The 23,272-nt window shown below is 72.3% G+C and carries 19 protein-coding genes; 6 read left to right on the top strand and 13 right to left on the bottom strand.

What is annotated here, in order from left to right; translation table 11 throughout:
* Positions 1–53: 53 nt before the first annotated feature.
* The 8 genes from C0R66_RS05250 to C0R66_RS05215 all read right to left on the bottom strand — a co-directional run bounded on the left by C0R66_RS05250 (position 54) and on the right by C0R66_RS05215 (position 5,526).
* Entirely contained in the window at positions 54–635 is a 582-nt protein-coding gene (locus C0R66_RS05250; protein WP_101523812.1) for a CAP domain-containing protein, read from the bottom strand.
* Between the two features lie 121 nt (positions 636–756).
* Positions 757–1,197: a Tad domain-containing protein gene (locus C0R66_RS05245; RefSeq protein WP_101523811.1), complete on the bottom strand. Its 441-nt coding sequence runs from the start codon at positions 1,195–1,197 to the stop codon at positions 757–759.
* A gap of 26 nt (positions 1,198–1,223) precedes the next feature.
* Positions 1,224–1,670 carry a hypothetical protein gene (locus tag C0R66_RS05240; protein ID WP_101523810.1) on the bottom strand — a complete coding sequence of 149 codons (447 nt, stop codon included), beginning with the start codon at positions 1,668–1,670 and terminating at the stop codon, positions 1,224–1,226.
* Positions 1,667–2,113, bottom strand: a complete 447-nt coding sequence (locus tag C0R66_RS05235; protein ID WP_101523809.1) for a TadE/TadG family type IV pilus assembly protein — start codon at positions 2,111–2,113, stop codon at positions 1,667–1,669. The genes C0R66_RS05240 and C0R66_RS05235 overlap by 4 nt, the downstream gene beginning before the upstream one ends.
* Before the next feature lies 1 nt (position 2,114).
* Complete coding sequence (locus C0R66_RS05230) at positions 2,115–2,309, bottom strand: hypothetical protein (protein ID WP_338418211.1); 195 nt, start codon at positions 2,307–2,309, stop codon at positions 2,115–2,117.
* Positions 2,310–2,402: 93 nt separating this feature from the next.
* Positions 2,403–3,344: a type II secretion system F family protein gene (locus tag C0R66_RS05225; protein ID WP_101523808.1), complete on the bottom strand. Its 942-nt coding sequence runs from the start codon at positions 3,342–3,344 to the stop codon at positions 2,403–2,405.
* Entirely contained in the window at positions 3,341–4,195 is an 855-nt protein-coding gene (locus tag C0R66_RS05220; RefSeq protein WP_101523807.1) for a type II secretion system F family protein, read from the bottom strand. The genes C0R66_RS05225 and C0R66_RS05220 overlap by 4 nt, the downstream gene beginning before the upstream one ends.
* Positions 4,195–5,526, bottom strand: a complete 1,332-nt coding sequence (locus C0R66_RS05215; RefSeq protein WP_101523806.1) for a TadA family conjugal transfer-associated ATPase — start codon at positions 5,524–5,526, stop codon at positions 4,195–4,197. Before C0R66_RS05215 ends, C0R66_RS05220 begins: the two co-directional genes overlap by 1 nt.
* Positions 5,527–5,883: 357 nt before the next feature.
* On the opposite strand from C0R66_RS05215, the gene C0R66_RS05210 reads away from it, so the two are divergent.
* Positions 5,884–7,008, top strand: coding sequence for a matrixin family metalloprotease (locus C0R66_RS05210; protein ID WP_101523805.1), 1,125 nt, complete (start codon positions 5,884–5,886; stop codon positions 7,006–7,008).
* On the opposite strand, the gene C0R66_RS05205 is transcribed toward C0R66_RS05210, so the two are convergent.
* The 3 genes from C0R66_RS05205 to C0R66_RS05195 are packed head-to-tail and all read right to left on the bottom strand — an operon-like array spanning position 7,005 to position 11,639.
* Positions 7,005–7,694, bottom strand: a complete 690-nt coding sequence (locus C0R66_RS05205) for a response regulator transcription factor (RefSeq protein ID WP_101523804.1) — start codon at positions 7,692–7,694, stop codon at positions 7,005–7,007. The genes C0R66_RS05210 and C0R66_RS05205 overlap by 4 nt on opposite strands.
* 25 nt (positions 7,695–7,719) lie before the next feature.
* Positions 7,720–8,550 (bottom strand): hypothetical protein, encoded by an 831-nt coding sequence (locus C0R66_RS05200; RefSeq protein ID WP_101523803.1) that lies wholly within the window; start codon positions 8,548–8,550, stop codon positions 7,720–7,722.
* Between the two features lie 17 nt (positions 8,551–8,567).
* Complete coding sequence (locus C0R66_RS05195; RefSeq protein WP_158647904.1) at positions 8,568–11,639, bottom strand: PKD domain-containing protein; 3,072 nt, start codon at positions 11,637–11,639, stop codon at positions 8,568–8,570.
* Between the two features lie 193 nt (positions 11,640–11,832).
* Between C0R66_RS05195 and C0R66_RS05190 the strand changes: the two genes are divergently transcribed.
* The 4 genes from C0R66_RS05190 (at position 11,833) to C0R66_RS05175 (ending at position 18,124) form a co-directional block, all read left to right on the top strand.
* Positions 11,833–14,049 (top strand): hypothetical protein, encoded by a 2,217-nt coding sequence (locus tag C0R66_RS05190; protein ID WP_158647903.1) that lies wholly within the window; start codon positions 11,833–11,835, stop codon positions 14,047–14,049.
* Positions 14,046–14,978 (top strand): glycosyltransferase family 2 protein, encoded by a 933-nt coding sequence (locus tag C0R66_RS05185; RefSeq protein ID WP_101523800.1) that lies wholly within the window; start codon positions 14,046–14,048, stop codon positions 14,976–14,978. Before C0R66_RS05190 ends, C0R66_RS05185 begins: the two co-directional genes overlap by 4 nt.
* 305 nt (positions 14,979–15,283) lie before the next feature.
* Positions 15,284–16,825: a hypothetical protein gene (locus tag C0R66_RS05180; protein WP_158647902.1), complete on the top strand. Its 1,542-nt coding sequence runs from the start codon at positions 15,284–15,286 to the stop codon at positions 16,823–16,825.
* Positions 16,826–16,864: 39 nt separating this feature from the next.
* Positions 16,865–18,124, top strand: coding sequence for a hypothetical protein (locus tag C0R66_RS05175; protein ID WP_101523798.1), 1,260 nt, complete (start codon positions 16,865–16,867; stop codon positions 18,122–18,124).
* A gap of 7 nt (positions 18,125–18,131) precedes the next feature.
* Here the strand turns inward: C0R66_RS05175 and C0R66_RS05170 are convergent, their stop codons facing one another.
* Positions 18,132–20,594: an oligosaccharide flippase family protein gene (locus C0R66_RS05170; protein WP_101523797.1), complete on the bottom strand. Its 2,463-nt coding sequence runs from the start codon at positions 20,592–20,594 to the stop codon at positions 18,132–18,134.
* Positions 20,587–22,029: a hypothetical protein gene (locus C0R66_RS05165; RefSeq protein ID WP_101523796.1), complete on the bottom strand. Its 1,443-nt coding sequence runs from the start codon at positions 22,027–22,029 to the stop codon at positions 20,587–20,589. Before C0R66_RS05165 ends, C0R66_RS05170 begins: the two co-directional genes overlap by 8 nt.
* Before the next feature lie 457 nt (positions 22,030–22,486).
* On the opposite strand from C0R66_RS05165, the gene C0R66_RS05160 reads away from it, so the two are divergent.
* Positions 22,487–23,161, top strand: coding sequence for a response regulator (locus tag C0R66_RS05160; protein WP_101523795.1), 675 nt, complete (start codon positions 22,487–22,489; stop codon positions 23,159–23,161).
* Positions 23,162–23,272 lie beyond the last annotated feature (111 nt).

The raw sequence follows: 23,272 nt of genomic DNA, 5'->3' as shown, positions 1-23,272 counted from the left end.
GCGCCCCCGGTGACCCTGTCGAAGCCTGGGTCATCGGGGTGTGGCGTCCGGTATCAGCGGCCGAAGACCTGGGCGACGTACCAGGACCCGTCCGGGCCCTTTGCGGCCCCCACGGCCATCAGCCGGAACTCGGGTCGCAGGATGTTCTCCCGGTGCCCGGCTGAGTTCATCCAGCCCTGGTTGACCACTGCCCGGCCCGAGGCATAGCCGTAGGCGACGTTCTCCCCGGCGCCCCGCAGGTCGCACGTGCCCATGATGGGGGCGAGCTCCTGGTGGTACATCCGCTTCTGCGCGGCCATCCTGTTGGCGTGCCGGTTGGCGAAGCCCGTCAGGCACTTGTTGCGCCGCAGGGTCCGCAGGTCCCGCGACGATCGCTGGCGGTTGGTCGCCCCGTGGGCCGCGCGCGAGTAGGCGCCCCCCTTGGCCGTGCGCGCACCCAGGAGCGCCGCGGCGCGGGCCGCCGGGTTCGGGGTCGTGCCGGTACTGCTGCCGGTACTACTGCCGGTACTACTGCCGGTACTACTGCCGGCGGTGCTGACTCCGGCCGGCGTAGCGACCGCAGGGGTCGCGCCCGCGACAGTCGCGGCGCCGAGTGGCAGCACGAGCGTGAGGAGCACGGTGGCGAGAGAGCGCATGAGATGTCCCAGCGTGAGGTCGGGTGGAGAGTGTCCGATCGGGGGCGGCTGCTGTGTCGTACGCCACAATACTGCCCTGAAGCGCACGTCCCGAGCGCTGTGAACCCTCAGCGCTGCACCCTCACCGCTGCACCGTCACTGCGGCGCTTCCGGTGGCACCGATGGTGGCGTGCTTGTCGACCCCCGGCACGCGCAGCGGCAGCTCCAGCGGGGCGCGCAAGGTCACCCGGACCACGCCTGCGTCGCGGTCCACCAGCACCTCGTGCCGCAGTCCGGGATAGCGCTGGTCCGCCCCCACCGCGACGAGGTAGGCGCTGACGGCCTCGTGGACCTGGCTGCCGACCTGCTCGAGCCGCTCCTCGGGTACGCCGCCCTGGTAGGTCCCGACCGACCCGAGGTCGGCCCCGCGGAGCGCGGCACCGTCAGCCAGCGAGTCCAGGGACTGGCGTTGCAGGAACGCCGCCGAGGCGTCCACGACGGTGGCCACCGCCAGCAGCAGCACCAGGAAGAACCCGATGATGAGCAGCGAGACCTGTCCGGTCTCCCCTCTCGGGCGCGGCATCCACAACGTCCACGACGTCCTGGTCATCAGGGGCCGGCCTGGATGTACTGCCCGACCGGGACCGTGTGCCGGGCGTCCAGCGCGAAGCTCGTCTGGCCGTCCTTGAGCGCCTCGGGGAACAGCGGCAGGTCGATCCCCGAGGAGATCTCGACGGTGATCAGGGAGGTCCCGTCGTGGCAGTGGCCCCTGCCGGTGGTGCAGGTGACGCGCACCCGCAGCGGCATGTCGTCGGCTCCCTGGTCGTCCAGGGTCTGTCGCGCCACGGTCCTGGCACGGGCCATCCCCGCCTCGTCGTCCGGGGCGAGGGCATAGGCCCGTCCCGCGGCACGCGCCGCGGCGCTGACCGCGAAGGCCCCCCTCTGGACCTCGAAGACCGACACGATGATCCACACCAGCGGCACGAGCAGCAGGATCCCCAGCCACACGAACTCCACCAGGGCGCTTCCCGACTCGTCCCGGCGCCGCGGCGTCACCCCGCACCCGCCAGCTCGGCTGTGCCGACGGCTCGGGCGCCGCCGTCGGGGTCGGGCTCGATGATCGCGTTCCCGCTCACCTGGAACGACACCCCGGGTCCGCCCAGGCCCAAGGTCGGCACGGTGACGTCGATCGTCATCCGGTATGCCGGGGCACCGTCGATGTCCACCACCTCGATGGTGGGGTCGGCCGCGAAGTCCTGCGAGACGACCCCCTCGATCTGCGCCCTGGCCTTCGCGATCCCGTCCTCCGGGCTCGACTGCCAGGTCGCGGCGTACCGTGCGCCCTCCGCGGCCGCCGACGCCATGGTGTTGCGCACGTGGAGCACTAGGGCGAGCTGGAGGATGCCGAGGAACAGCGGGAGCAGGATCACCAGGACCAGCACGAAGTCGACGACCGCCGCACCCTGCTCACCCCGGTGGCCCGGCGTCCGGGCAGGCACGTCAGCCCTTGACACTCGTCAGTGCGGTACGCAGCATCTCCTGCAGCTCGGTCTTGGCGAGGGAGCCGATGACGGTGACGATCCCGGCGGTCATCACCACGATGAGCACCCAGCCGGGCACATCGCCACGCTCGTCACGGACTCGGTCGCGCAGGGACGCCGTCAGGCGCAGCATCAGCAGGGTCATCTGGTCCATGTGTCTTCTCCCGTTGGTCGTGCTGTCGTGGTCTGTGTGCGAGTCGGTCCGGCATCAGGGGTCTGCAGTCGTGGGTCGTCACGGACCGCCTCTTCACGGGGTGGTCAGCCGCAGCCCGACCAGGCCCGGGTAGAAGGCGAAGAGCACGGTCACCGGGAGCACCAGGAAGACCACCGGCACGAGCATGAAGACCTCACGGCGCGCCGCGCTCTCGATCAGCTCGCGGCGCCCCGCTTCGCGTACGTCGGCCGCCTGGGCATGCAGCACGTCGGCCAGCGGGGTGCCCCGGTCGATCGCGACCGCCACACCGTCGGCGAACCGGGCGACGATCGGCAGGCCGGTGCGCACCGACAGGCCGTGGAACGCCAGCGCCACCGGCTCCCCGGTCCGGATCCCCGCGAGCACCCGGGCCAGGTCGCCGGAGAGCGCACCGGTGCTGCGCTTCACGACCCGGTCCAGCGCGGACACCGGGCTCTCCCCCGAGGCCACGGCGAGGGCCAGCAGCTCGGCGATGATCGGGAACTCCGCGAGGATCTCCCGCTCCCGGGACGTGGCCTGGTGGCTCAGCCACTGATCCCGCGCCAGCACGCCTGCGGCACCGGCGAGCAGACAGGTGAGCAGGGCGAGCACCGGGCTCGACGGGCCGGAGAGCGCCCGCAGCACCTGCCACGCCGCGACGGCCGCGAAGGCCATCACGCCCCACATGACCTGGGAGATCCGGAACTCGTGCACCGTCTTGTCCAGGTCGGCCCGCTCCAGCCGCCGCCGTACGGACGGGGCGCCGCCCAGCACGCGCTCGACCAGCGTCGCCGCCCGTCGCAGGCTCGGACCGAAGACCCCGCCAGCCACCGACATCGGCGAGGACGGGGCGGGGCGCAGGGTCGCAGCAGGTCCCGCCTGCGGCAGGTCGCGGACGTAGGGCAAGACCCGCACGGAGAGCTGGGCACGACGGATAGAGGTGATCCGGGAGGCCGCGAGCAGCAGGCCACCGGCGGCCAGCAGGCCCAGGAGGGCACCCGTGAAGGTCGGGCTCATGACAGGATCCGCCGCTCCACGGGCAGCCGACCGATCCGCATCATCACGGCGTAGGCGCCGCAGCAGAGCCCGGCGCCGATGGCCAGCACCAGCGCACCGGACGGAGTCGCATAACGGCCGATCAGCTCGGTCTGGGCGGACATCATCAGCAGGACCACCCAGGGGGCCGCGACCGCGAGACGGGCACCGTTGACGGTCCAGGCCTGCCGGGCCTCTAGCTCGGAACGGGTCCGGGCCTCCTCGCGGAGGTAGGTGGAGAGGTTGCGCAGCAGACGCCCGAGGTCTCCCCCACCGACCTCGCGCGCGATGCGCAACCCCTCCACCATCCGGTCCCCCACCGGGTCTGCCAGGCGCTCCTTGAGCCGGTCCAGGGACTCGCCGAACCGTCCCGTCACCTGGTAGTCCAGGGCGAACTGCGCGAAGGTCTCGCGCAGCGGCTCGGGCCCCGACGTCGCCAGGGCTGCCAGCCCGTCGGGGAGGGAGAGCCCAGCCCGCACCGCCGAGGCCAGGTTGTCCACCGCCTCCGGCCAGACCTCGGCGAACTCGCGCTGGCGACGGCGGCCACGGCCGGCGAGCACGGCCAGCGGCAGGTACGCCGCCATCGCGGCGAAGGCCACCGCGACGGGCAGCGCACGGGAGAGGATCTGGACGAGCACCAGCACGCAGAAGGAAAGGACCAGGCACAGGGTCAGCAGGCTCGCGACCGAGGTCTGACCCATCCCGGCTCGGGCGAGCAGCTGCTCCAGCCGGCCGGCACCCCGGACTCGGGCCCGGGGGCGGCGAGGCAGGAAGAACGCGGACCAGATCAGCATCGCCCCGACCCCGAACCCGAGTCCCAGCAACGCGCCCATCACAGGGCTCCGGACGGGCTGGCGACCCGGGACGACCGGGTCGTTCGGGTGGCGCCCTGCAGGATCTCGTGGACGTCGACGCCGATGCGCTCGAACCGCTCGATCCGGTGCGGCATCCCACCGGTCCACCGCAGCTCGCCGCCCCGGCGCTCGAAGACCGGCTCGATCTCGATGACGTCGTTCTCCACCCGGCCGGGCACGGCCACGATCTCGTTGACCCGGCGCACCCCACGCACGTCGATTCCCAGGTGCACCACGAGGTCGACAGAGCTGGCCACCGTCGGTACGACGAACCGTCCCGAGATGTTCTCCCCGGCCAGCAGCGGCAAGGTGCACATCTTGACCAGCGCCTCGCGAGCAGAGTTGGCGTGCAGCGTGCACATCCCGGGCAGGCCGGAGTTGAGGGCGAGCAGCAGGTCCAGGCACTCGGCCGCCCGCACCTCCCCCACGATCACCCGCGAGGGCCGCATCCGCAGCGCCTCCTTGACCAGGTCCCGGAGCCGGATCTCACCGGTGCCCTCCAGCCCGGCCTGCCGGGTCTGCATCGGCACCCAGTCCGGGTGGGGGAACCTGAGCTCGAAGACCTCCTCGGCCGTGATCACCCGCTCCCCACCTGGGATGGCGGCGGCCAGGCAGTTGAGCAGGGTGGTCTTGCCTGCCTGGGTCCCGCCTGCCACCAGCACGTTGAGACCCGCGCGCACCGAGGCCTCGAGGAACGCTGCGGCCGACGGGGTCAGGCTGCCCAGCTCGACGAGCTCCCCCAGCCGTGCCGCCTCCAGCCGGAACTTGCGGATGTTGACCGCGGTGAACCCTCGGCTGATGCCCTCCAGCACCACGTGCAACCGATGCCCCTGCGGCAGCATGGCGTCCACGAACGGCATGCTGAGGTCGATCCGGCGCCCGCTCGACTTGAGCATGCGCTCGACCAGCTCGGTGACCTGGGTCCGCGTCAGCACGAGGTTGGTGAGCTCGTGTCGCCCGTGCCTGGCCACGAACACCCGGCTCGGGTCGTTGATCCAGATCTCCTCCACGTCCGGGTCGTCGAGGAACTGCTGCAGCGGACCGAACCCGGCCACCCGCGCCACCAGCTCGCCCACCAGGGCGTCGGGCTCGGCGACCGGCGCCACCACTCCCGTCAGGGACCGCTCGTCGTGCTCACGGACCAGCCGTTCCGCGAGCCCACGCACCACCTCGACGTCCCGCTGGGGATCGACTCCCTCCTGCCGGACCGCGAGCCGGAGCTGACCGTCGAGCAGCTCGATGACGTCGTGCGGGGCCACCAGAGCGCCCGGCACGTGGCCCCGCTTCGATGCCGCAGACGTCCCCACCATGAGCGGTCCTCCCGAGTCGGCACTTCGACGCCGAAACGCTAGTGGGACGCGAGCACCGCCATCGGGGGCGTCCACCTCGCCTGTGGACAACGGCGGCGGCCTCCGGCTGGTTCACGCTTGGAACGGCGGGTCAACGGCTGCGAACGCCGGAAAGAACCCCGATATTGATGAGCCGTCCGGCGGCATCGATGAGCCGTCCGGCGGCCCCGTCGAGCCGGTCGTCCCCTGCTCGACGGTGATCGACCCGGGACCGGGACCGGACGGCGTGAGTCCGCGACCGGCTGCGGGGGGCCGCGATGTGGCCTACCTTGGTCGCACACGGGCTCGTCCCGCCACCTGCAGCGAAGGAGCCCGGCGATGTCGTCCCGCTCGCCGGCCCGGACCGGGCGGACCGCCCCGTTCCTGGTGACCGCGCTGGCTCTCGTCCTCGCGGCGACGGGCGCCACCCTGGGCTCCGCACCGGACCAGCCGGCCCACCCCCGCGGCTCCCGGGGCGAGGTCGAGCTGGTCTCCGACGGCATGCGGGTCCCATCCCCTCGGGCCGGTCCCGGCATCGAGCTCCGCGCGCCAGCGCAGGTGGGCACCGGCGGGACCATCGTCATCTCCGGGCAGATCCGCAGCGCCCCCCGGTCGCGCACGGTCCGGCTCGCCCTGCGCGGACCCGGCGGCTGGCAGGAGCTCGCCCGCAAGCGGTCGACCCGGGCCGGGCTTTTCCGGCTGCGGGCCTTCGCGGGCGACGTGGGCACCACCCTCCTGCTCCGGGTCCAGGTCTCCGCCCCACGGCTGCGGGTCGCCACCCGCAGACTGCGGGTCAGCGTCGTGGCAGCCTCCGGCACAGGCGAGACCCCGGTGGTCGAGACCCCCACCGTGGACCCCCAGACCGGCTACGACCCCACGGACCCGACCCAGCCGGCGCCGGGCTCATCCAGCGACTGGAGCTACCTGCTGGGCGCCTCGAGCGCGAGGTGGGACCCGTGCACACCCATCGGCTGGGGGTACGACGAGACGGGTGCCTATCCCGGTGCCCTGCTGGACGTGACGACCGCTCTCGCGGGCGTGGCGAGTCGCACCGGACTGACCTTCGCCTACCAGGGCACTGTGGGCGAGCAGCTCGACATCAGCTGGTCCACCGAGGCGCAGGACGTGCGCCTGGCCGGCAACGTCGCCGGCTACGGAGGCGCCAGCGCGGTGCCGTTGCCTCCGGGCAGCGCGGACGTGGACCACCAGCTGGTGCGCGGTCGCATGGTGCTGGACTCCGAGGCACGCCTGCGTCCGGGGTTCCGCCTGACCGGGACCCCGACCTGGGGGCAGGTGATGCTGCACGAGCTGCTGCACGTCGTGGGGCTCGGGCACGCGACCGGGCCGAACCAGCTCATGCACAGCGTCGCCACCTCGGAGAACCACCGGCTGGGAGCGGGCGATCTCGCCGGCCTGCGTGCCGTGGGATCGGGCCGCGGGTGCCTGCCCGACCCGCCCAGCTAGCCCGTGTGCGTCAGGTTGAGCTCCGTGGCCTGCTGGTACGCCGCCACGGCAGCCAGCTGGGACTTGACGTTGAGCTTCTGGCGGATGGCCCGGACCTGGCTGCGCACCGTGCCCTCGCTGACCCCGCCGCTCTCGGCGATGGTCTTGATGGAGAGCCCTTCCTTGAGCTTCTCCAGCACCTCCCACTCCCGCGGTGAGAGCGCCGAGATCCGCAGGATCAGCGAGCGCTTGGAGCTGCCCAGCCGCTCCCACTCGGCCAGCACCTGCTCCCGGGCCGTCGGGGACATGCCGAGGCCTCCTCGGGAGACCGCGAGCAGCGCCTGGGTCAGCACGTCGAGCCCGGCCGACATCGGCACGATGCCCTGGCACCCGGCGGCGATCAGCGCCCCCCACCGGGCGGGATCGCGCGAGCCGGTGACGATCAGCCAGCGCATCCGGATGGACTCCACCAGCGCCAGGGCGTCCCGCCACTGAGCCAGGTCGTCGATCTCTGCGACCACCAGACCGACCCCGGCACGGAAGCGCGAGATCTCCCGGCGCACCTCCATCAGCTCCTGGCGGCTGCGGGGGCAATGGATGCTCTCGATCTCGAAGGAGCGAGCGGACAGCGCCACCTCGATGGCCTCGCCCACGAGGTGTCCCTCGGCGATGACGATGACCTTGGGGGCCGCCCGCTCCGCGTTCATCTCGCGCCTGGTCCGCGGTCGGTGTTCACGAGACGTCCCAGAAGATGTTGTCCAGCGCGCCGTTGAACTGGTCGCTCTGGGCGGCCTCGATCCGACCCCGCCCGTCGACCTTGGCAGCGATACCCACCGGCACCGACCTGCGGAACGACACCGTGCCGACGGGCGCGGCGGTGTGCCAGGACTCCGGTCGTGCCTGCCCGGGTGCGCTCATCGAGAGGGTGAGCCGGCCGTGCCGCAGCTGGCAGTGCACGCGCGTCCACACTCCCGGGACGAGCGGCCGACCGGCCCGGACCACGGCCGCGCCCTCGCTGCCCTTCACCCGGCAGGAGGGAACGCCCTGGTCCAGCTGGAGCTTGACCTGTGAGGCGTCGCGGTACAGGCCGCGCTGGATCACGTTCGCCCCGTCGTCGGTCGCCGAGGTCCCGCCCTTGGCGTCCAGCTGCACGTCGGCGCCCCACCGGAGGGCACGGTCTCCCGGTGCCAGGGTGTCCTCGCTGCGCGGTCGGACCATGATCGCCGCGGCCGCCACCGGGCCCTTGGGCGAGAAGGCCGGGGTACGGGCGGCGTACCCGGAACGACCCGCCACCTTCTCCAGTCGGCCCTTGCCCACGGTCCTCACCTTGACTCTGAGCTTGGCGGTGCCCGAGTTCTGCGGAGCGGTCAGGGTGGCGCCCTCAGGTGAGAGGCCCTCGTCGAACTCCAGCACGAGCTCCCCGCGAGGGCCGGGCAGGGCACCCGCCGATGCGGTCTCACCGGCTGCGGTGCAGCCGCTCAGCACGGGGCTCAGGACGAGCAGAATGAAGGCGCCGACGGTTGTGGCCGCCCTGCTCGACAGTCGCCCCGATGCGTCTGCCATCCGTCTCCTCCCTCGACTCACTCCAGACCGATGACAGTCGAGAACATGATCGACCGTGCCAGCTCGACGGTCGTCGAGCCGGTCAGCCCACCCGCCGGACCTGCCGAGACCGGACCGCCGGAGTCAGACACCGTAGCGACTACTCGCCCACCCCCGCCACCGGAAGAGCTCGCCCTGGCCACCTGACCGCCGATGCCGCTCCAGGAGGCCTCCACGGAGGTCTTCAGCGCCCAGTAGGTCGACACCCAGCCGCCACCGGTCGGCACGGTCACCCGGGGCGAGACGTGCTGGTCGCCGCGGGTGGTGTCGATGACGCCCTTGTGGTCGGCCACGACGGCCCTGCGTCCGCCCGTACCGCGATAGGCGACGACCGACAGGTCGCCCTTGGCGGCCGCGCCGAGCGCGACCAGGACCGTGCTGTCCGCATCGCTCGCCGCCGCCCGCTTGGAGTACGAGCGTGCGACCAGGCCCCCGTCGGTGTGGCTCTCCAGCAGGCTCCAGCCGGCCGGGTCGGTGATCGGGACGTCGGTGTTCAGCGCCAGGTGGAGCACCAGCAGGTCGCCCTCGCGCACCGCGGCCGGGACGGTCACGCGGTGCTTCCCGGCGTTCGCGTTCGCGGCAGCTGCGCCCACGAAGTCCACCCGCTGCAGCGTCGCCGTCACGTCGTGGGTCACCGACACGGCGACCCCGTCGGTGTCCGTCACGGTCAAGGTGACGGGCCGGGTGCCCTCGCTGGCATACACGTGGGTGGGCGTGGCGCCGGAGCCGTAGGCGCCGTCACCGAAGTTCCACGCGTGGGTGAGAGCCCCGTCGGGGTCGCTCGAGCCGCCGCCGTCGAAGCTGCAGGCCATCCCCTGGCAGGACACGGTGAACACTGCCGTCGGCCGCTGGTTGACCCGGGTCACCTGGATGCTCTTGGTGGTGGTCGAGGTGTCGCCGCGACTGCTGGTGACCGTCAGCCGGACGGTGTAGGAGCCGGCTGCGGCGTAGGCGTGGGACGGCGTCGCCCCGGTGCCGGTGCTGCCGTCGCCGAAGTCCCAGGCCCACGAGGTCACCGACCCACCGGGGGTGACGGTGGAGGTGCCGTCGAAGTCGCACCGCAGGCTGGTGCACGCGTTGGTGAACGAGGCCTCCGGGGCCATCGCGGCACCTCGACCCTGGCTGTCCTGGAAGAGGAACAGCTCGCGACCGCTCCAGCTCACCCGGTCCACCGTCGGGCCGGAGACCAGCGCGGCCGTGCCGGCCACCGGGGCGCCGGCGGGACCGTTGTCCCGCCAGTCGATGCTGCGCAGCGCGCCCGCGGTGTCCGACCAGTAGAGCTTGCCGTCGGCGAAGAACATCCCCCGGACGGAGGAGAAGCTGAGGCCCGTGACGTTGCCCGAGGCCACCATCCGCTTGCCCCCCACGACGCCGCTCTCCGGAGTGAAGTAGCGGTACCGGAGCTCGTTGGTGCCGCTGCGGGTGAAGTAGATGCGGCCGTTCTCGTAGAACATCCCCGTGGTGTTGCGGATGTCGTCGCTCCAGGTCGTGTCGGCCCGGATCTGGTCACCGGTGTTGACCTGCACCGCCGGCCCGAAGGTGGTGCCGTCGAAGGTGCGGCGGGTCAGCTTGCCGTCGGACTGGGCGACGTAGAGCCAGCCGTTGATCATGAAGGCGCCGTTGACGGTGCTGGCCGAGAGCCCGGGGACCGCCCGCGCTGCTCCTGCCACACCGCCGCGATAGCTGCGCGCGGTGACCGCGGTGCTCCCCACCGTGTAGACGTCGTTCGGCAGCTCGCCGGAGCGGATCGCCGGGAACGTCGTGCCGCCGGCGGGCAGGCGGGCCACCCGGCCCTTGTACTGGGTGGCACCGGAGCCGATCCGGTCGGTGTCCGAGGTCACCCACAGGCCCGTGGGGGTCACCAGGAAGTCGAAGACCCCGATCCCCCGGGTGCGCCCCGGGTTCCAGGAGTAGGGCAGGCCGTTCGAGGGGTCGAGGGCCGCGATCCCGGCCCGAGCCACGGACCCTGCGGCGCCGGCGTCCTTGCCGTTGGGGTTGTTCTGCCAGCGGAAGTGGCCGCCGACGTACACCACCGAGTCGGTGATCTCCACCCCGTACGTCGTGTCCCCGCCGGTGTAGTTGACCCAGGAGGGCGGGGCCGTGGGGCCGGTCGCGTAGGTCTCGAAGCGGGCGGTCATGTCGCACGCCGACTCCGGTCCGCCGTAGCCGCCGGTGGTGCTGACCACGAAGAAGCGCCCGTCCGGGGAGTAGTCGACGTCGCGCATGTAGGTGTCGAAGCCGGTCGCGCACGCGGAGTTGAAGAACCGCGTGTTGAAGGTGGTCTCGCGGGCCGCGTCACCGCTGATGTCGAGCTGGAAGAGCTGGTGCCGGACGACGCCCTGGAGGGTGTCGAAGTTGCCCACGGCCACCAGCCGGTCCCCCGCCGAGGTGACGTCGATCTTGATCACCTGGGTGTTGCCCCCGCTGTGGATCCCGCCCACGGTCAGGTTCATGAACGGCAGGAACGCGCCGCTGCGGGCGTCCACCGTGGCCAGCGCCACCTGGTTGTGGCCCGCCACGTGGGTGAACTGTCCCGCCAGCCAGAGCCGCCCGTTGGCGAGCCGCAGGTCCTTGACCTGACCGGAGATCTTGCCCGCGTCGAAGGGCAGCACCGCGCCGTCGGAGATCCGCACCTGCGCCAGGTTCTTGCGCGCCTGGCCACCGATGGAGGTGAACTTGCCGCCGACGAAGACCGACTCCCCGTCGGGCGCGGGGATGACCACGTTGACGACCCCGTCGGGCTGCGGCACGAACGAGGTGCTGAGCTGTCCGGTGGTCGCGTCGAAGGCGAGCAGGTTCTGCCGTGCCAGCTCGGCGGTGGCACCGTCGTTGCGGGCCTTGGTGAAGTTGCCGCCGAGCACCATCCGGCCAGCGACCTGGGCGACGGAGAAGACCTCGCCGTCCAGCACGTGCGGCGTCCGGGAGGCGGCGACGTCACCGACCAGCTGTCCGCCGGGCTGGACCACCGCTGTCGCCGGCGGAAGCCCGATGAGACCGGTCACTGCGGCGATGCCGAGGATCGCGAGACGTCGGCCAACTCTGATGTTCAATTTCCCGCCCAAGGTCTGACATGCAACAGCAACGACACGATCCGTCGCAGCACGCGACGCATCCACGACCGTCCCCCCGAGTCGGTGGTCAGAGGGGAATCTAGGGCCGAAATGACCGTCCTCAGCAGCCCGCACCCCTTATTTCCCCTCAATTGATGACGCTTGTCCGCCACCTCAGGACATCATTGGGGGCATGGCGCAGCTGGGGGGAGTCGCGTCGCCTCCCGGAGCGCCTCCCGGAGCGCCTCCCGCCGCGGCCCCGACGGGGCACTCAGCGGCCGCCCCGACGGCGTACGACCGGCCCGGGCAGCCCGGGCAGCCCGGCCCGGCGACCCCGCGGTCGCGCCACCGCGACCGGTTCGGGCCCGGCTGGCCGCTGGTCGCGATGCTGGTCGGCTGGCCGCTGTGGTGGGTGCTGGGCCTGGGCGAGGCGGTGCCCCTGCTGGTGGCCCTCGTGATGGTCGTCCAGCTCTCCCGGCGACCGGAGGTCCACCTGCCCCGCGGGTTCGGGTGGTGGCTGCTCTTCCTGGCCTGGGTCGTCCTGGGCGTGACCATGCTCTGGGTCGACGCCCCGGGCGCCGTGCCCGGAGGAGGCGCCTCGCGCCTGGTCATCTTCGGCTTCCGCCTGTCCTGGTACGTCGCGTGCACCGTCTTCGTGGTGTGGATCACCACGATGCCGCGCCGGGAGGTCCCCGACCGGCTGGTCCACGCGTGCGTGGCCTGGATGTTCGCGGTCAGCACGGTGGGTGGCCTGGTGGCGCTGGCGATGCCCACCCTGGAGCTGCGCACCCCCTTCGAGATGGTGCTGCCGGCAGGGCTGCGGAGCAACGGCTTCGTGCAGTCCCTGGTCCACGTCCAGGTCGCAGACCTGCAGGCGGTGCTGGGAAGCACCGGCGCCCGGCCCAAGGCGCCGTTCGCCTACACCAACACCTGGGGCAGCGTGATGGCGCTGTCCCTGGTCTTCGTGGGGGCCTGGCTGGCGGGCAAGCGCGGCCTGTCCCGGGTCCGCGGCGACCTGGTCGCCCTGCTGGTGCTGGTCGCCGCCGTGCCGCCCATCCTCTACTCGCTCAACCGCGGGCTGTGGGGGTCCCTGGCGCTGGGGGCGCTCGGCCTGGCCGTCCTCGCGGCCACCAAGGGGCGACCGGCGCTGCTCGCCGGCTTCCTCGGGCTCGGGTCGCTGGCGGCCGTGGTCGTGCTGGCCACCCCCCTGGGCGCCCTGGTCGGCGACCGGCTCGACCACCAGCACAGCAACGACCGTCGCGGCGAGCTCCTGGTGCTCACCACCGAGTCGGTCACCGAGGGATCCCCCGTGCTGGGATTCGGCAGCACCCGCGACGTCCAGGGCAGCTTCGCCTCCATCGCCGGTGCCGCCACCCCGGACTGCCCCGGCTGCGGCGTGCCGCCGCTCGGCACCCAGGGACAGCTGTGGACGGTGCTGTTCTCCCAGGGGTGGCCCGGTCTGGTCTTCTTCGTCTCGTTCGTGGTGCTCGCGCTCGCCCGGTCCGCACGCTGCCGCTCCATCAACGAGGCCGTCTGCACCTTCGTGGGCGCCTTCTTCCTCCTCCAGCTACCCATCTACGACACGCTCGGGCTGCCGATGGTGATCCTGATGATCGCGATCGGACTGGTCGCGCGGGAGCAGCGCGAGCAGTCCGGACGCGGCCTGCCGCGGGCGCTGACCACCGGCCGCCGACTGACGCAGGAGCTGCGACGCGGGATGGCTGCGATCCTGGTGGGCACCATCGTGGGCGCCGCGCTCGGGCTGACCGTCGCCGTGCTGGCGGCGACGCCCCGGCACGTGTCCAAGGTCTTCATGGCCATCACCCCCGCCCCGGTCTACCTCGACGCCGAGGTCGACCAGGAGGAGGACGCCGAGCTCGCCCGCGAGACCGAGACGAAGGAGATCACCGTCGACACCGAGGCGGCACTGCTGATGTCGGAGACCACCTTGGAGAGCGCAGCCGTCGTGGTGGACACCACCCCGTCCAAGCTCCGCGAGGGACTGGCAGTCACCGCCGAGCCGAACTCCAGCGTCCTGGTGCTCCACCTGACCTGGCCGGACGTCGATGAGATCCCGGCGCTGGTGCCCGCGATCACCGAGGCCTACTTCCAGGCCCGCCGCGACTACCTCGACCAGCGTCGCGAGGACCTGGTCGCCAAGCTGCGCGAGCAGCTGCGGACCCTTGAGGACACCAGTGCGTCCGCGTCCGGGACCCGCGTCAGGCTGCTCGGCGCCATCACCGACCTGGGCCGCGACCGCGGCGAGGTGGGTGAGGTCGTCCGCCAGAGCCCACCGACCTCGGCCCCGCGCGGCTTCGAGGTGCCGACGATGTCCGGAGCCGCGCTGGGGCTGCTGGTCGGCGCGGTGCTGACCACCCTGGTGCCGCCACGTCCTCGGAGGAAGCGGTGAGTCCGCTGCACCCGGGGCACGAGGCGACCCTGCCCGACGTCGACGTCGTGGTGGCGACCCGCAACCGGCCCGACCTCCTGGCCCGTGCCCTGGCGGCCATCGCGGCCCAGGACTACGCCGGGGTGGTGCGCACCTGGGTGGTCTTCGACCAGTGCCCCGTCGACCCCTCGGTGACCCGCGACGACGTACGGCGTCCGGTCACCGCGCTGGACAACCCGCGCGCACCCGGGCTGGCAGGCGCCCGCAACAGCGGCGTGCTGGCCGGCAGCGCCCCGCTGGTCAGCTTCTGCGACGACGACGACGAGTGGCTCCCCACCAAGATCACCGCGCAGGTGCACGAGCTGGAGCGGACGGGCGCCCCGACCTCGGTGACCGGCATCGTGGTCGTCTATCGCGACTCCCAGACCTCCCGGGTCGCGACCCGCGACGAGCTCACCCTGGCCAACCTGGTGCGGCACCGGGTGATGGCGGCACACCCCTCCACGGTGGTGGTGCGCCGCGAGGCGCTGCTGGGCGCGATCGGCCTGGTCGACGAGGAGATCCCCGGCAGCCACGGGGAGGACTACGACTGGATCATCCGGGCGGCCCGCCACGGCTCGTTCGCCGTCGTGGAGCAGCCCCTGGTGCGGGTGCAGTGGGGGCAGTCGATGTTCTCCCAACGGTGGCCCACGATCGTCGCGGCCACGGACTACTGGCTGGCCAAGCACCCGGAGTTCCACGCCGACCCCCAGGCCCTGGGGCGTCTCCAGGGCCAGCGCGCGTTCGCCCTCGCCGCGATGCGCAGCCCGGGGGCGCGCGCCGCCATCATGCAGACCATGCGCACCCGGCCCCGGGAGCTGCGGGCCTGGCTGGCGGCCGCCGTGGCGCTGCGGGTCGTCTCCGCCGAGCGGCTGATGGACCTCGCGCACCGGAACGGCCGAGGCATCTGACGCCTCGGACTTGACAGCGACCGAAGACGACTGATCGACGGACCGCGTGGGCTCGGTCCTCCGGTCTGCCATTTAGCACGGCGCTGACCTGCGTGGACACGTTTTTCGGCTGTCCTGAGGGGCAGTTGCGGGCCATTTCAATAGCCCTAAGTACGTACCCCAATTAGGGGACATTCGCCGGACGCGGTACCGCATATTGGGGTACTTTTCCTTCAGGCCGAGGTGTCTCTCTTCTCACACCCTCGGCTCGTCGGCGGTGGCCTCTCACCAACGCCGCCCCGCCCTCGACGAAGGTTCGGATCCCAGTGACGAAACCACATTCGGTGTACGAGCGCGCCCTTTTCACGGGCCTGATGCTCGTCCTGCCCACCGGTCTGCTGCTCGCGTCGCCGTCACTGGCCAGCTCCGAGACCGCGGCGGCTCCCCTCGTCAGCGCCGCCGCGCCGGCCGAGGGCGCGGACACGGTCTACAACCAGACCTTCGAGTTCGGGACCAAGGGCTGGAGCACCAGCCGCCGGACGAGGCTGACCCAGGTCAAGAACGGACGCGGCTCCTCCGCCGCGGTGCGACTGCACGCCCGCCGCCCGGGGAGCGTGATGGCTCGCGCCACCGCCTCCGCCCGCCGCCTGGTCGGCAGCGAGCACGTCGTGAGCGCCTGGCTGCGCTCCCCCCGCGGGGTGGTTCCGGCCCGTCTCGTCGTGAAGGAGGTGGAGCCGGCCACCGGCCGCACCCTGAGCACCGAGGGCGACCGGATCAAGGTGGGCCCGGTCTGGAAGCGCGCCTCGGTCGACATCGTGCGCAGCTCCGAGACCTCCGTGCTCACCGTCGAGGTCCGCGCCCGGCAGTCCCGCAAGGACCGCATCCTGCTGGACGACGTCAAGATCCGGCGCCGGGCCGGGTCCGTCCCGACGCCCAAGCCGACCCCGAAGCCGACCCCGACCGCGACCCCCACGGCCGTTCCCGATGACACGGCCGGGATCTTGAGCAACGGCTGCACCTTCAGCACCCGGGGCCTGCCCTCCTGCGGCTCCTACATGGGAGCTGCCTACGGCTCCAACACCGACCCTGCACCGATGGAGGCCGCCACCGGCGCCCGGCTCGGCGTCCGCCGCACCTACTTCCAAGGCAGCCAGGTCGACAAGGCGGTGGCGGTCTCCAAGAGCGACATCGCCGCGGGCCGGCTGCCGTGGATCAGCTTCAAGATGCCGATGTCTTGGGAGGACATGGCCGCCGGCAAGGGCGACGCCTGGGCCCTGGACCTGGCGCACAAGCTCGCAGCGCTCGACGGCCCGGTGTGGGTCGCTTTCCACCACGAGCCGGAGAAGGACGGCAACATCCTCGCCTGGCGTGCCATGCAGGAGCGTCTGGCACCGCTGGTACGCAGTGCCGCGCCGAACGTCGCCTACACGGTGATCACCACCGGGTGGAACCAGCTCTACGGTCCGGCGGAGTACCAGCTGGACAACATCTGGCCCCGCAACGTGAAGATCGACGTGGCCGGCTTCGACGTCTACAACTTCCACCTGACCACCCGCAGCGACGGCAGCAAGCTGACCAAGCCCGACCGGATCAAGAGCGACTACTTCGACAAGCTCGGCAGCTGGGCCAAGGCCAACAACACCACCTGGGCGCTGGCCGAGACGGGCCAGACCGATGAGTCCTTCGCCCTCGACCCGGACTGGATCCCGCGGACGCACGCCGAGATGACGGCGACCGGGGGCGTGGCGATGGCCTACTTCAACACCGCGCTCAACAGCGGTGGCAACAGCTTCCCGGTGGCCAGCCAGGCCAAGATCGCGGCCTTCGCCGCCGCCCAGCAGCAGGCGCCCGTCCTCCCCAGGCGGTGATTGGCCCCGGCAGCCGCTCCGGGCCGACACAATGACCCGGTGACCCCACACGACCCGACCGCTCCGACCGCTGCGACCGCTCAGTCGGGCGCCCCCCGGGAGGGAGCCGGTGAGCACGAGTCGATGACCGCGTTGCTGCGCACCGTCGAGCTGCTGTGGCCCGGCGCCGAGGTCTCGCGGGTCAGGGCCCGGCAGCCCGACCCCCGAGCCGTGGCCGAGCTGGCGGTGCTGGGAGGCGCGCACGGTCCGCGTCTGCTGCTTCCGGTCGCGGCAGCACCGGCCTCGCGCTCGGTGCTGCGCTTCAGCAGCGCCGCGCGCTCCACCGAGATCGCGGCCCGGATCTCCGGGGCGACCGCGCTGCGGCTGGGAGGCGCCGGGCTGCTGATGGACCGGATCCGCGTCCACCCGACCGCTTCGGCCGCGACGCCGTCGCTGGCAGACCACCTCGGCGAGGTGCTCGGGGTGGGGCGGGTCAGCTTCAGCCTCGGCATCGGTCCCGCGCGGGTCAACCGCAAGCCGGTGCTCCAGCTCTTCGGGCCGGACGGTCGATCGGTGGGGTTCGCCAAGCTCGGGGTCTCCCCCACCTCCCGCTCCGACGTCTGTGCCGAGGCCGCCGCCCTGGCGACGCTGGGCGGCAAGGGCTTCCGGAGCCTGAGGGTGCCCGCGCTGCTGCACGTCGGCGAGTGGCGCGACCTGGTGGTGCTGGTCCAGGAGCACCTCGCCGTCGGTCCCGCCGCCGCGCTTCGAGCCCGGGGCGGCGCTCCGGTGGAGGCGATGGCCGAGCTCGCCGACGCGTTCGAGGAGCCGGCCACCGAGATGCCGCAGCTGCCCTGGTGGGACACCTGCCGCCGCCGCGCGGCGCGGTCGTCGGACGCGCGAGCCGTGCAGCGTTTCGAGTCGGCGCTGGACTCGCTCGCCGACGGCTTCGGGGCTCCGGTCCCGGTGGGCGCCTGGCACGGCGACTGGACGCCGTGGAACATGGCCCCCGGCCCGCGCGGCACCAGCCTGGTGTGGGACTGGGAGCGCTTCGAGACCGGCGTACCGCGCGGGATGGACCGGCTGCACCACGCGGTCAACGCCGCGACGCTGGCCCGGGGCGGCACCCCGGAGGTGATGCGGGCCGCCCTGGTCGGGGCAGGCGGCGAGCCCGCCCCGCGGACCCCGCAGTACGCCGTCGCCGCGGCGTACCTGGTGGGTGTCACCGCCCGCTACCTGGAGATGTCCGGGGCGGCCGGCGGCGAGCTGATCCTGGAGCGGACCGAGGCGTCCCTCACCACCCTCGAGCGCTGGGTGGGCTGACCGCGCCCTAGGAGCTCTCCTGGTCCTGCCGGCGCCAGGCCGGCGGACCCCCGAGGAACGCCTCGAGCTCGGCGTCGGAGTCCTCGAAGCGCTGGAGCAGGGACTCGCGCCGCTGCCGGGGCAGACGCGGTCCCCCGGGACGGGCGTTCCAGCGCTCGACCCGCTCCGGCAGGTAGACCGGGATGCCCAGGCCGCGCTGGAGCTTGGCGTACTCCCGGGCGGGGTCGTCGAAGAACGCGTCGGCGTCCACCACGTGCACCCGCTCGGCTCCCATCGTCTCCACGAACCGGCTGATCTGGCGGCCGTACTCGCCCCGGGCGAGGTAGGCGTGGTGCCGGTGGGTGTAGCTGCGGTAGCCGGGATCGCCCACCAGACGGTCGACCTCGCCGTCGAGACGCTCGCCCTCCACGGAGAGCGCCTCGTCCAGCGGGAGCTCCTCGAAGCCACGGGCCAGCTCGTGGCGGTGCGCCGACATGGCCCGCTCCACGGGGTCGCGCACCAGCACGACCACCTGGGCCCGGGGCAGGGCTGCGGCCAGCCGCTCGGCGGCCAGCGGGTGGAAGAGGTAGTAGCCGCTGCACTCGAACGCCATGGCCTCGGGACCGGCGAGCAGTCGCCCGGTCAGCTTCAGCGGGAAGTGCGCGCGGTACCACCGCGACCCCTTGGCGAAGTTGTCGTCGAAGTAGCCCGTGCCCTTGTCCTGGGTGGGACGCACCAGGTGCGGGTGCGACTCCAGCATCCGGAACAGCGTGGTGGTGCCGCAGCGCTGGGCGCCGACCACGACGATGTCGGGCTGCATCCTGAAGTCGGCGGTGAGCCATCCCCAGGCGAACGCGACGCACCGCAGCGTGCGCACCAGCCAGTCCGGGGCACTGCGGCGCAGTGTCGAGGTGTACTTCCTGACCCCCATGAGTTCGTCTCCTTGCTTGCGTGCCACGGTGCGGCCCAGGACGTCGAGCTGGAGCTGGCGACGCAGCAGCGCGACGCCGACCGAGTAGCTGAGGACTGCCACCGCGGCGGACGCCGGCCAGGGCACCCCGAGCGGGGTGAGCAGCAGGACCGGGAAGGCCACGGTGAGCAGGCACAGACCACAGGCCAGGAAGACCACCGGGGCGCCGCTCGCCACGCCCAGGTCGCGACGGACGTAGAACAGGGCCAGCGCAGCCTTGACGAGCACGGCGCTCCCCCAGGCCACCGCGGCGCCGGTGATCCCCCAGGCCGGGATCAGCGCGAAGCAGAGCGTCAGGTCGACGACCAGCGCCACCACGGTGTTGATCATGCTGGTCGCGCTGCGACCGCCCATCACCAGCAGCGTGTCGACCGGCCCGGTCACGACCGAGACGAGCATCACCGCCGTCATCACCACCACCACCCAGCGCGCCTGCGACGCGTCGTAGTCGGCGCCGAAGAGCGCCAGGTACGCCGACGGTGCGCAGCCGACCACCAGGTAGAGCGGCCAGGACAGCAGCACGTTCCAGGCCGTGGCGGTCTGGTGGACCACGGTGAGGTTGCGGTGGGAGCCCTCCAGCAGCAGCGTGGTGAACCGTGGCTGCAGGACCTGGGTGATCGCCGTGGTGGCGATCTGCCCCAGTGCCACGAAACGGGTCGCGGCGGCGTACAGCGCGGCGTCGACCGGGCTCAGCAGCGCCGCCACCAGCACGATGTCGATCTTCTGGATGCCCAGCCGGGCGAAGACCGAGAGCGCGCGGGGCCAGGTGAACGACCAGAACTGCGCCGTCGGTGCCGGCAGCGGCGCCAGGTCGGCCGGGAGCCGGTCGGCGACGAACCGGCGCAGGGCGACCAGCGACCACACCGCCGAGACGGGGTACCAGGCGAGCCACGCCGCCAGCAGCCCGACCGCGTCGGCGTCGGCCAGCCCCGCCAGCAGGACCGCCAGCACCTGGGCCAGCGAGCGGCCGATGCGATCCACCACGACGGTCTCGTGCATCCGCCCGAAGGCGCGGGTCCCGGCCTGGGCGTACTCGGCCAGGACCGCGCACGGCAGCGCCACGGCGACCAGCAGCAGCAGGTCGGGACCGGCCGCCCCCCAGCCGAAGAGCCGGCCCAGGGGGTCCGCCGCCAGAGCGAGGACGACGGCGGTGCCGATCGAGGTCCCGATGACCGCGTTGCGCGCGCTGCGCATCAGTGCCGGGAGCGCGCCGGCCTCACCGTCGTGCTCGAGCCGCTGGGCGAAGCGGGCCAGTCCGGCCTCCACCCCGAGACCGGTCAGGCCGGCCAGGATGAGGAAGACCGCGCTCGCTGCGAAGAAGACGCCCGACACGTGGCTGTCGAAGACGCGGGCGACGATCAGCACCAGGCCGAACGTGGTCACCGCCGAGACGACCGAGCCCACCAGGCTCAGCCCCGCGCCGCGCGCCACCTGGCGCAGGTGGCGCGCGGCAGAGTCCCCGCTGCCGGGACCGCTGCCGGCACCGATCTCGGCGTCCACCTCAGCCGGGGTCTCAGTCATGGGAGCGCTTGCCCGATCCGTGGACCAGCACCAGGCCGATGACCTGGCCCCCGGCGCCCCAGACCACGGAGCGGGCCGCGCTGATGTCGTCCAGGGTGGTCTGGCCCGCCAGGACCTCGAGCAGCACCCCGTGGGTGTGGCGCACCACCGCGTGGGAGACCGCCTCGGAGGAGGATCCGGCGTCGAGCAGCACCACGTCGCACCGCTTGCCCAGGTCCTCCATGGTCACCGACATGTCGGGCGAGCCGAGCAGGTCGGCCAGCCGCTCGGGCGAGCGGCCGGGGGCGACCTTGGACAGGTGCGCGGTGACCGGCAGGGTCACGTCGTCGACGGCGGCGCGGTCCAGCACCAGGTCGGAGAGCCCTTCCCGGTCGCCGTGCCGGCCGACCAGGTCGACCAGCAGCACCTCGTGCCGAGCCCGGGCGATGCTGCGGCCCAGTCCCTCGGCCACGCGCACCTCCTCGTCGGCTCCGACCACCGCCAGGGTGAGGGGGCGCTGCGGCAGGGCGGCCAGGATCGCCGCCCGCAGTCCGGCGGTGGCCAGGTCGTCCCCGTCGCCGTCGGCGACCACCTCGCCCAGCACCGGGACGCCGACGTCGACCAGGTCGGTGACCGCCCGGACCCGGGGGTCACGGCGGGCCCGCACCGCGGCATAGGCCAGGCAGCCGGCGATCCCCAGCAGCAGCCCGAGTCCTGCCATCAGCTCGCGCGTGCCCAGCGGCCCCGGCTTGGGCAGGGCGGCCGGCGTGACCACCTCGCCCGGGTCGGCGCGGGTCGCCTGCAGGGCAGCCAGCTGGGCGCGCAGCTCGCCCAGCTGCGTGGTCCCGTCGATGACCTGCTGGCGCAGCAGCACTGCGTTGGCGGAGGCGGGGTCCTGGCCCCCGAGCTGCCTGGTCTTCTTCGTCAGGTCGGCCTGTCCCTCGGCCACCTGCTCGGCGACCTGGTCGGCGAGGATGCTGGAGGCGGCCCGGGCACGCGACTGGCGGAACTCCAGGTAGGACTCGGCGACGGCCTGGGACCGAGCCAGGGCGTCGTCCGCGGACTCCGAGGCGGCGGTGATGCGCAGGATCTGGGTGTTGGGCGGCACCTCGACGGTGATGCCGTCCAGCAGCTCGGCGGGCGTCAGGTCCAGACCCAGGTCGGTGATGACGTCGTCGGCCACCGTGTCGGAGCGGACGAGCTGTGCCTCGGTCTCCAGGTTGACCAGGTCGCTCCCGGCGCCGTCGGGGCTGAAGGGGTTGCCGGCCAGCGGGCTGATCAGCACCACCGACGTGGCCTCGTCGACGGCCCCCTGGCGGGCGCCGTACCAGCCGCCGGCCACCGTGGTGCCCAGGCAGACCAGCAGGGAGACCGCGAGTCCCGACCGCAGCCGCGCCCGCAGCGAGCGCGCCCACGGCTGGTCGCGAGTCGGGGGCACCTCGAAGAGCGCACTCACTCGTCGCAACCCCTATCAGTGCCGTGTGCGGGCCGTGCTGTCCGGGCCTCTGGGTGGTTCGTGCCCGGTGGACTCAGTGGCGATGGACTCAGTGCGGTGGATGGTGTCATGTCAGCGTGGGGGCGACGCCGCTCAGCCTGCGGCGTCGCCCTGCCGGGTCCGCCGTCCTCCCCAGGATCCCGGCGAACCTGAGGGACATGGTGCGTCGTTTCCCACCAAGCCAAAAGGGCCACAGGGTGTTAATCCCCACAATTGATGACTCAACCACGCTGAGGGACCTCTGGCGGACCTCGATTTCCTGGGACCTGGTGACGGGGCTCGCCCCTAGCAACTACTCTCCCAGCATCGGGTTGTGGCGAGTAGTTGTGCTCAGCACCAAGGCACAGCTCGGCTCGAGGTCCTGGGGGTGACCACACCCCCATGTTTCGAGCACACCGACGCAGTGGAGGTCAGGGGCATGAGGGGTTCGTCGCGGGTGTGCGTCATCGAGGACCACACCCTCTTCGCGGAGTCGCTGCAGATCGCGCTGGAGCTGAAGGGGCACGAAGTCCGCCGCGTCCCGCTGCCCGCCGACCTGCACTCCGCGACCACTCTGCTGCCGGCCGTCATGCGGCACCAGCCGCACGTCCTGCTGCTCGACCTGGACCTGGGCAACGCGGACGGCAGTCGCCTCATCGAGCCGGTGGCTCGCGCCGGCACCGCCGTCGTGGTGCTCACCGGCAGCAGCGACCGCGCCCGCTGGGGCCAGTGCCTGCGTCTGGGCGCACGCAAGGTCATGGTCAAGACCTCCCCGCTCAACGAGATCCTCTCCACCATCCGCCTGATCGGCGAGGGCCGACCGGTGATGACGGTCGAGGCCCGGGAAGAGCTGGTCCGGCACTGGCAGGAGGAGCGGGCCCAGGTCAGCGAGCTGCTGGACCGGCTCAACCGCCTGACCGCCCGGGAGGCGGAGGTCCTGGGCCAGCTGATGGACGGCCGCCAGGTGCGGCAGATCGCCGAGACCAGCGTCGTCTCCGAGGCCACCGTCCGCACCCAGGTGAAGTCGATCCTCTCCAAGCTCGAAGTCACCTCGCAGATCGGCGCCGTCGGTCTGGCGCACCACGCCGGCTGGGTCGCACCCGTCGCGCACTGACCCCACGAACTGGGCAAGTTTTACTACCCTTCGGTAGGAATGCCCAGTATTGGGGATGAACGAGTTCCCACCGCTACCTACCGTGAGCGAGCCGTCCGATCGACGGCAGCC

It is taken from the genome of Nocardioides houyundeii (assembly GCF_002865585.1).
In the GTDB taxonomy this organism is placed as follows: Bacteria; Actinomycetota; Actinomycetes; order Propionibacteriales; family Nocardioidaceae; genus Nocardioides; species Nocardioides houyundeii.
This window is presented reverse-complemented; position numbering and strand designations above follow the sequence as displayed.

Excerpts from the sequence above, each read along its gene's own strand:
- C0R66_RS05170 (WP_101523797.1), bottom strand. The coding sequence starts at position 20,594 with ATGACTGAGACCCCGGCTGAGGTGGACGCCGAGATCGGTGCCGGCAGC.
- C0R66_RS05220 (WP_101523807.1), bottom strand. The coding sequence starts at position 4,195 with ATGGGCGCGTTGCTGGGACTCGGGTTCGGGGTCGGGGCGATGCTGATC.
- C0R66_RS05200 (WP_101523803.1), bottom strand. The coding sequence starts at position 8,550 with ATGGCAGACGCATCGGGGCGACTGTCGAGCAGGGCGGCCACAACCGTC.
- C0R66_RS05160 (WP_101523795.1), top strand. The coding sequence starts at position 22,487 with ATGAGGGGTTCGTCGCGGGTGTGCGTCATCGAGGACCACACCCTCTTC.
- C0R66_RS05250 (WP_101523812.1), bottom strand. The coding sequence starts at position 635 with ATGCGCTCTCTCGCCACCGTGCTCCTCACGCTCGTGCTGCCACTCGGC.
- C0R66_RS05245 (WP_101523811.1), bottom strand. The coding sequence starts at position 1,197 with ATGCCGCGCCCGAGAGGGGAGACCGGACAGGTCTCGCTGCTCATCATC.
- C0R66_RS05225 (WP_101523808.1), bottom strand. The coding sequence starts at position 3,344 with ATGAGCCCGACCTTCACGGGTGCCCTCCTGGGCCTGCTGGCCGCCGGT.
- C0R66_RS05205 (WP_101523804.1), bottom strand. The coding sequence starts at position 7,694 with ATGAACGCGGAGCGGGCGGCCCCCAAGGTCATCGTCATCGCCGAGGGA.
- C0R66_RS05210 (WP_101523805.1), top strand. The coding sequence starts at position 5,884 with ATGTCGTCCCGCTCGCCGGCCCGGACCGGGCGGACCGCCCCGTTCCTG.
- C0R66_RS05190 (WP_158647903.1), top strand. The coding sequence starts at position 11,833 with ATGGCGCAGCTGGGGGGAGTCGCGTCGCCTCCCGGAGCGCCTCCCGGA.
- C0R66_RS05230 (WP_338418211.1), bottom strand. The coding sequence starts at position 2,309 with ATGGACCAGATGACCCTGCTGATGCTGCGCCTGACGGCGTCCCTGCGC.
- C0R66_RS05215 (WP_101523806.1), bottom strand. The coding sequence starts at position 5,526 with ATGGTGGGGACGTCTGCGGCATCGAAGCGGGGCCACGTGCCGGGCGCT.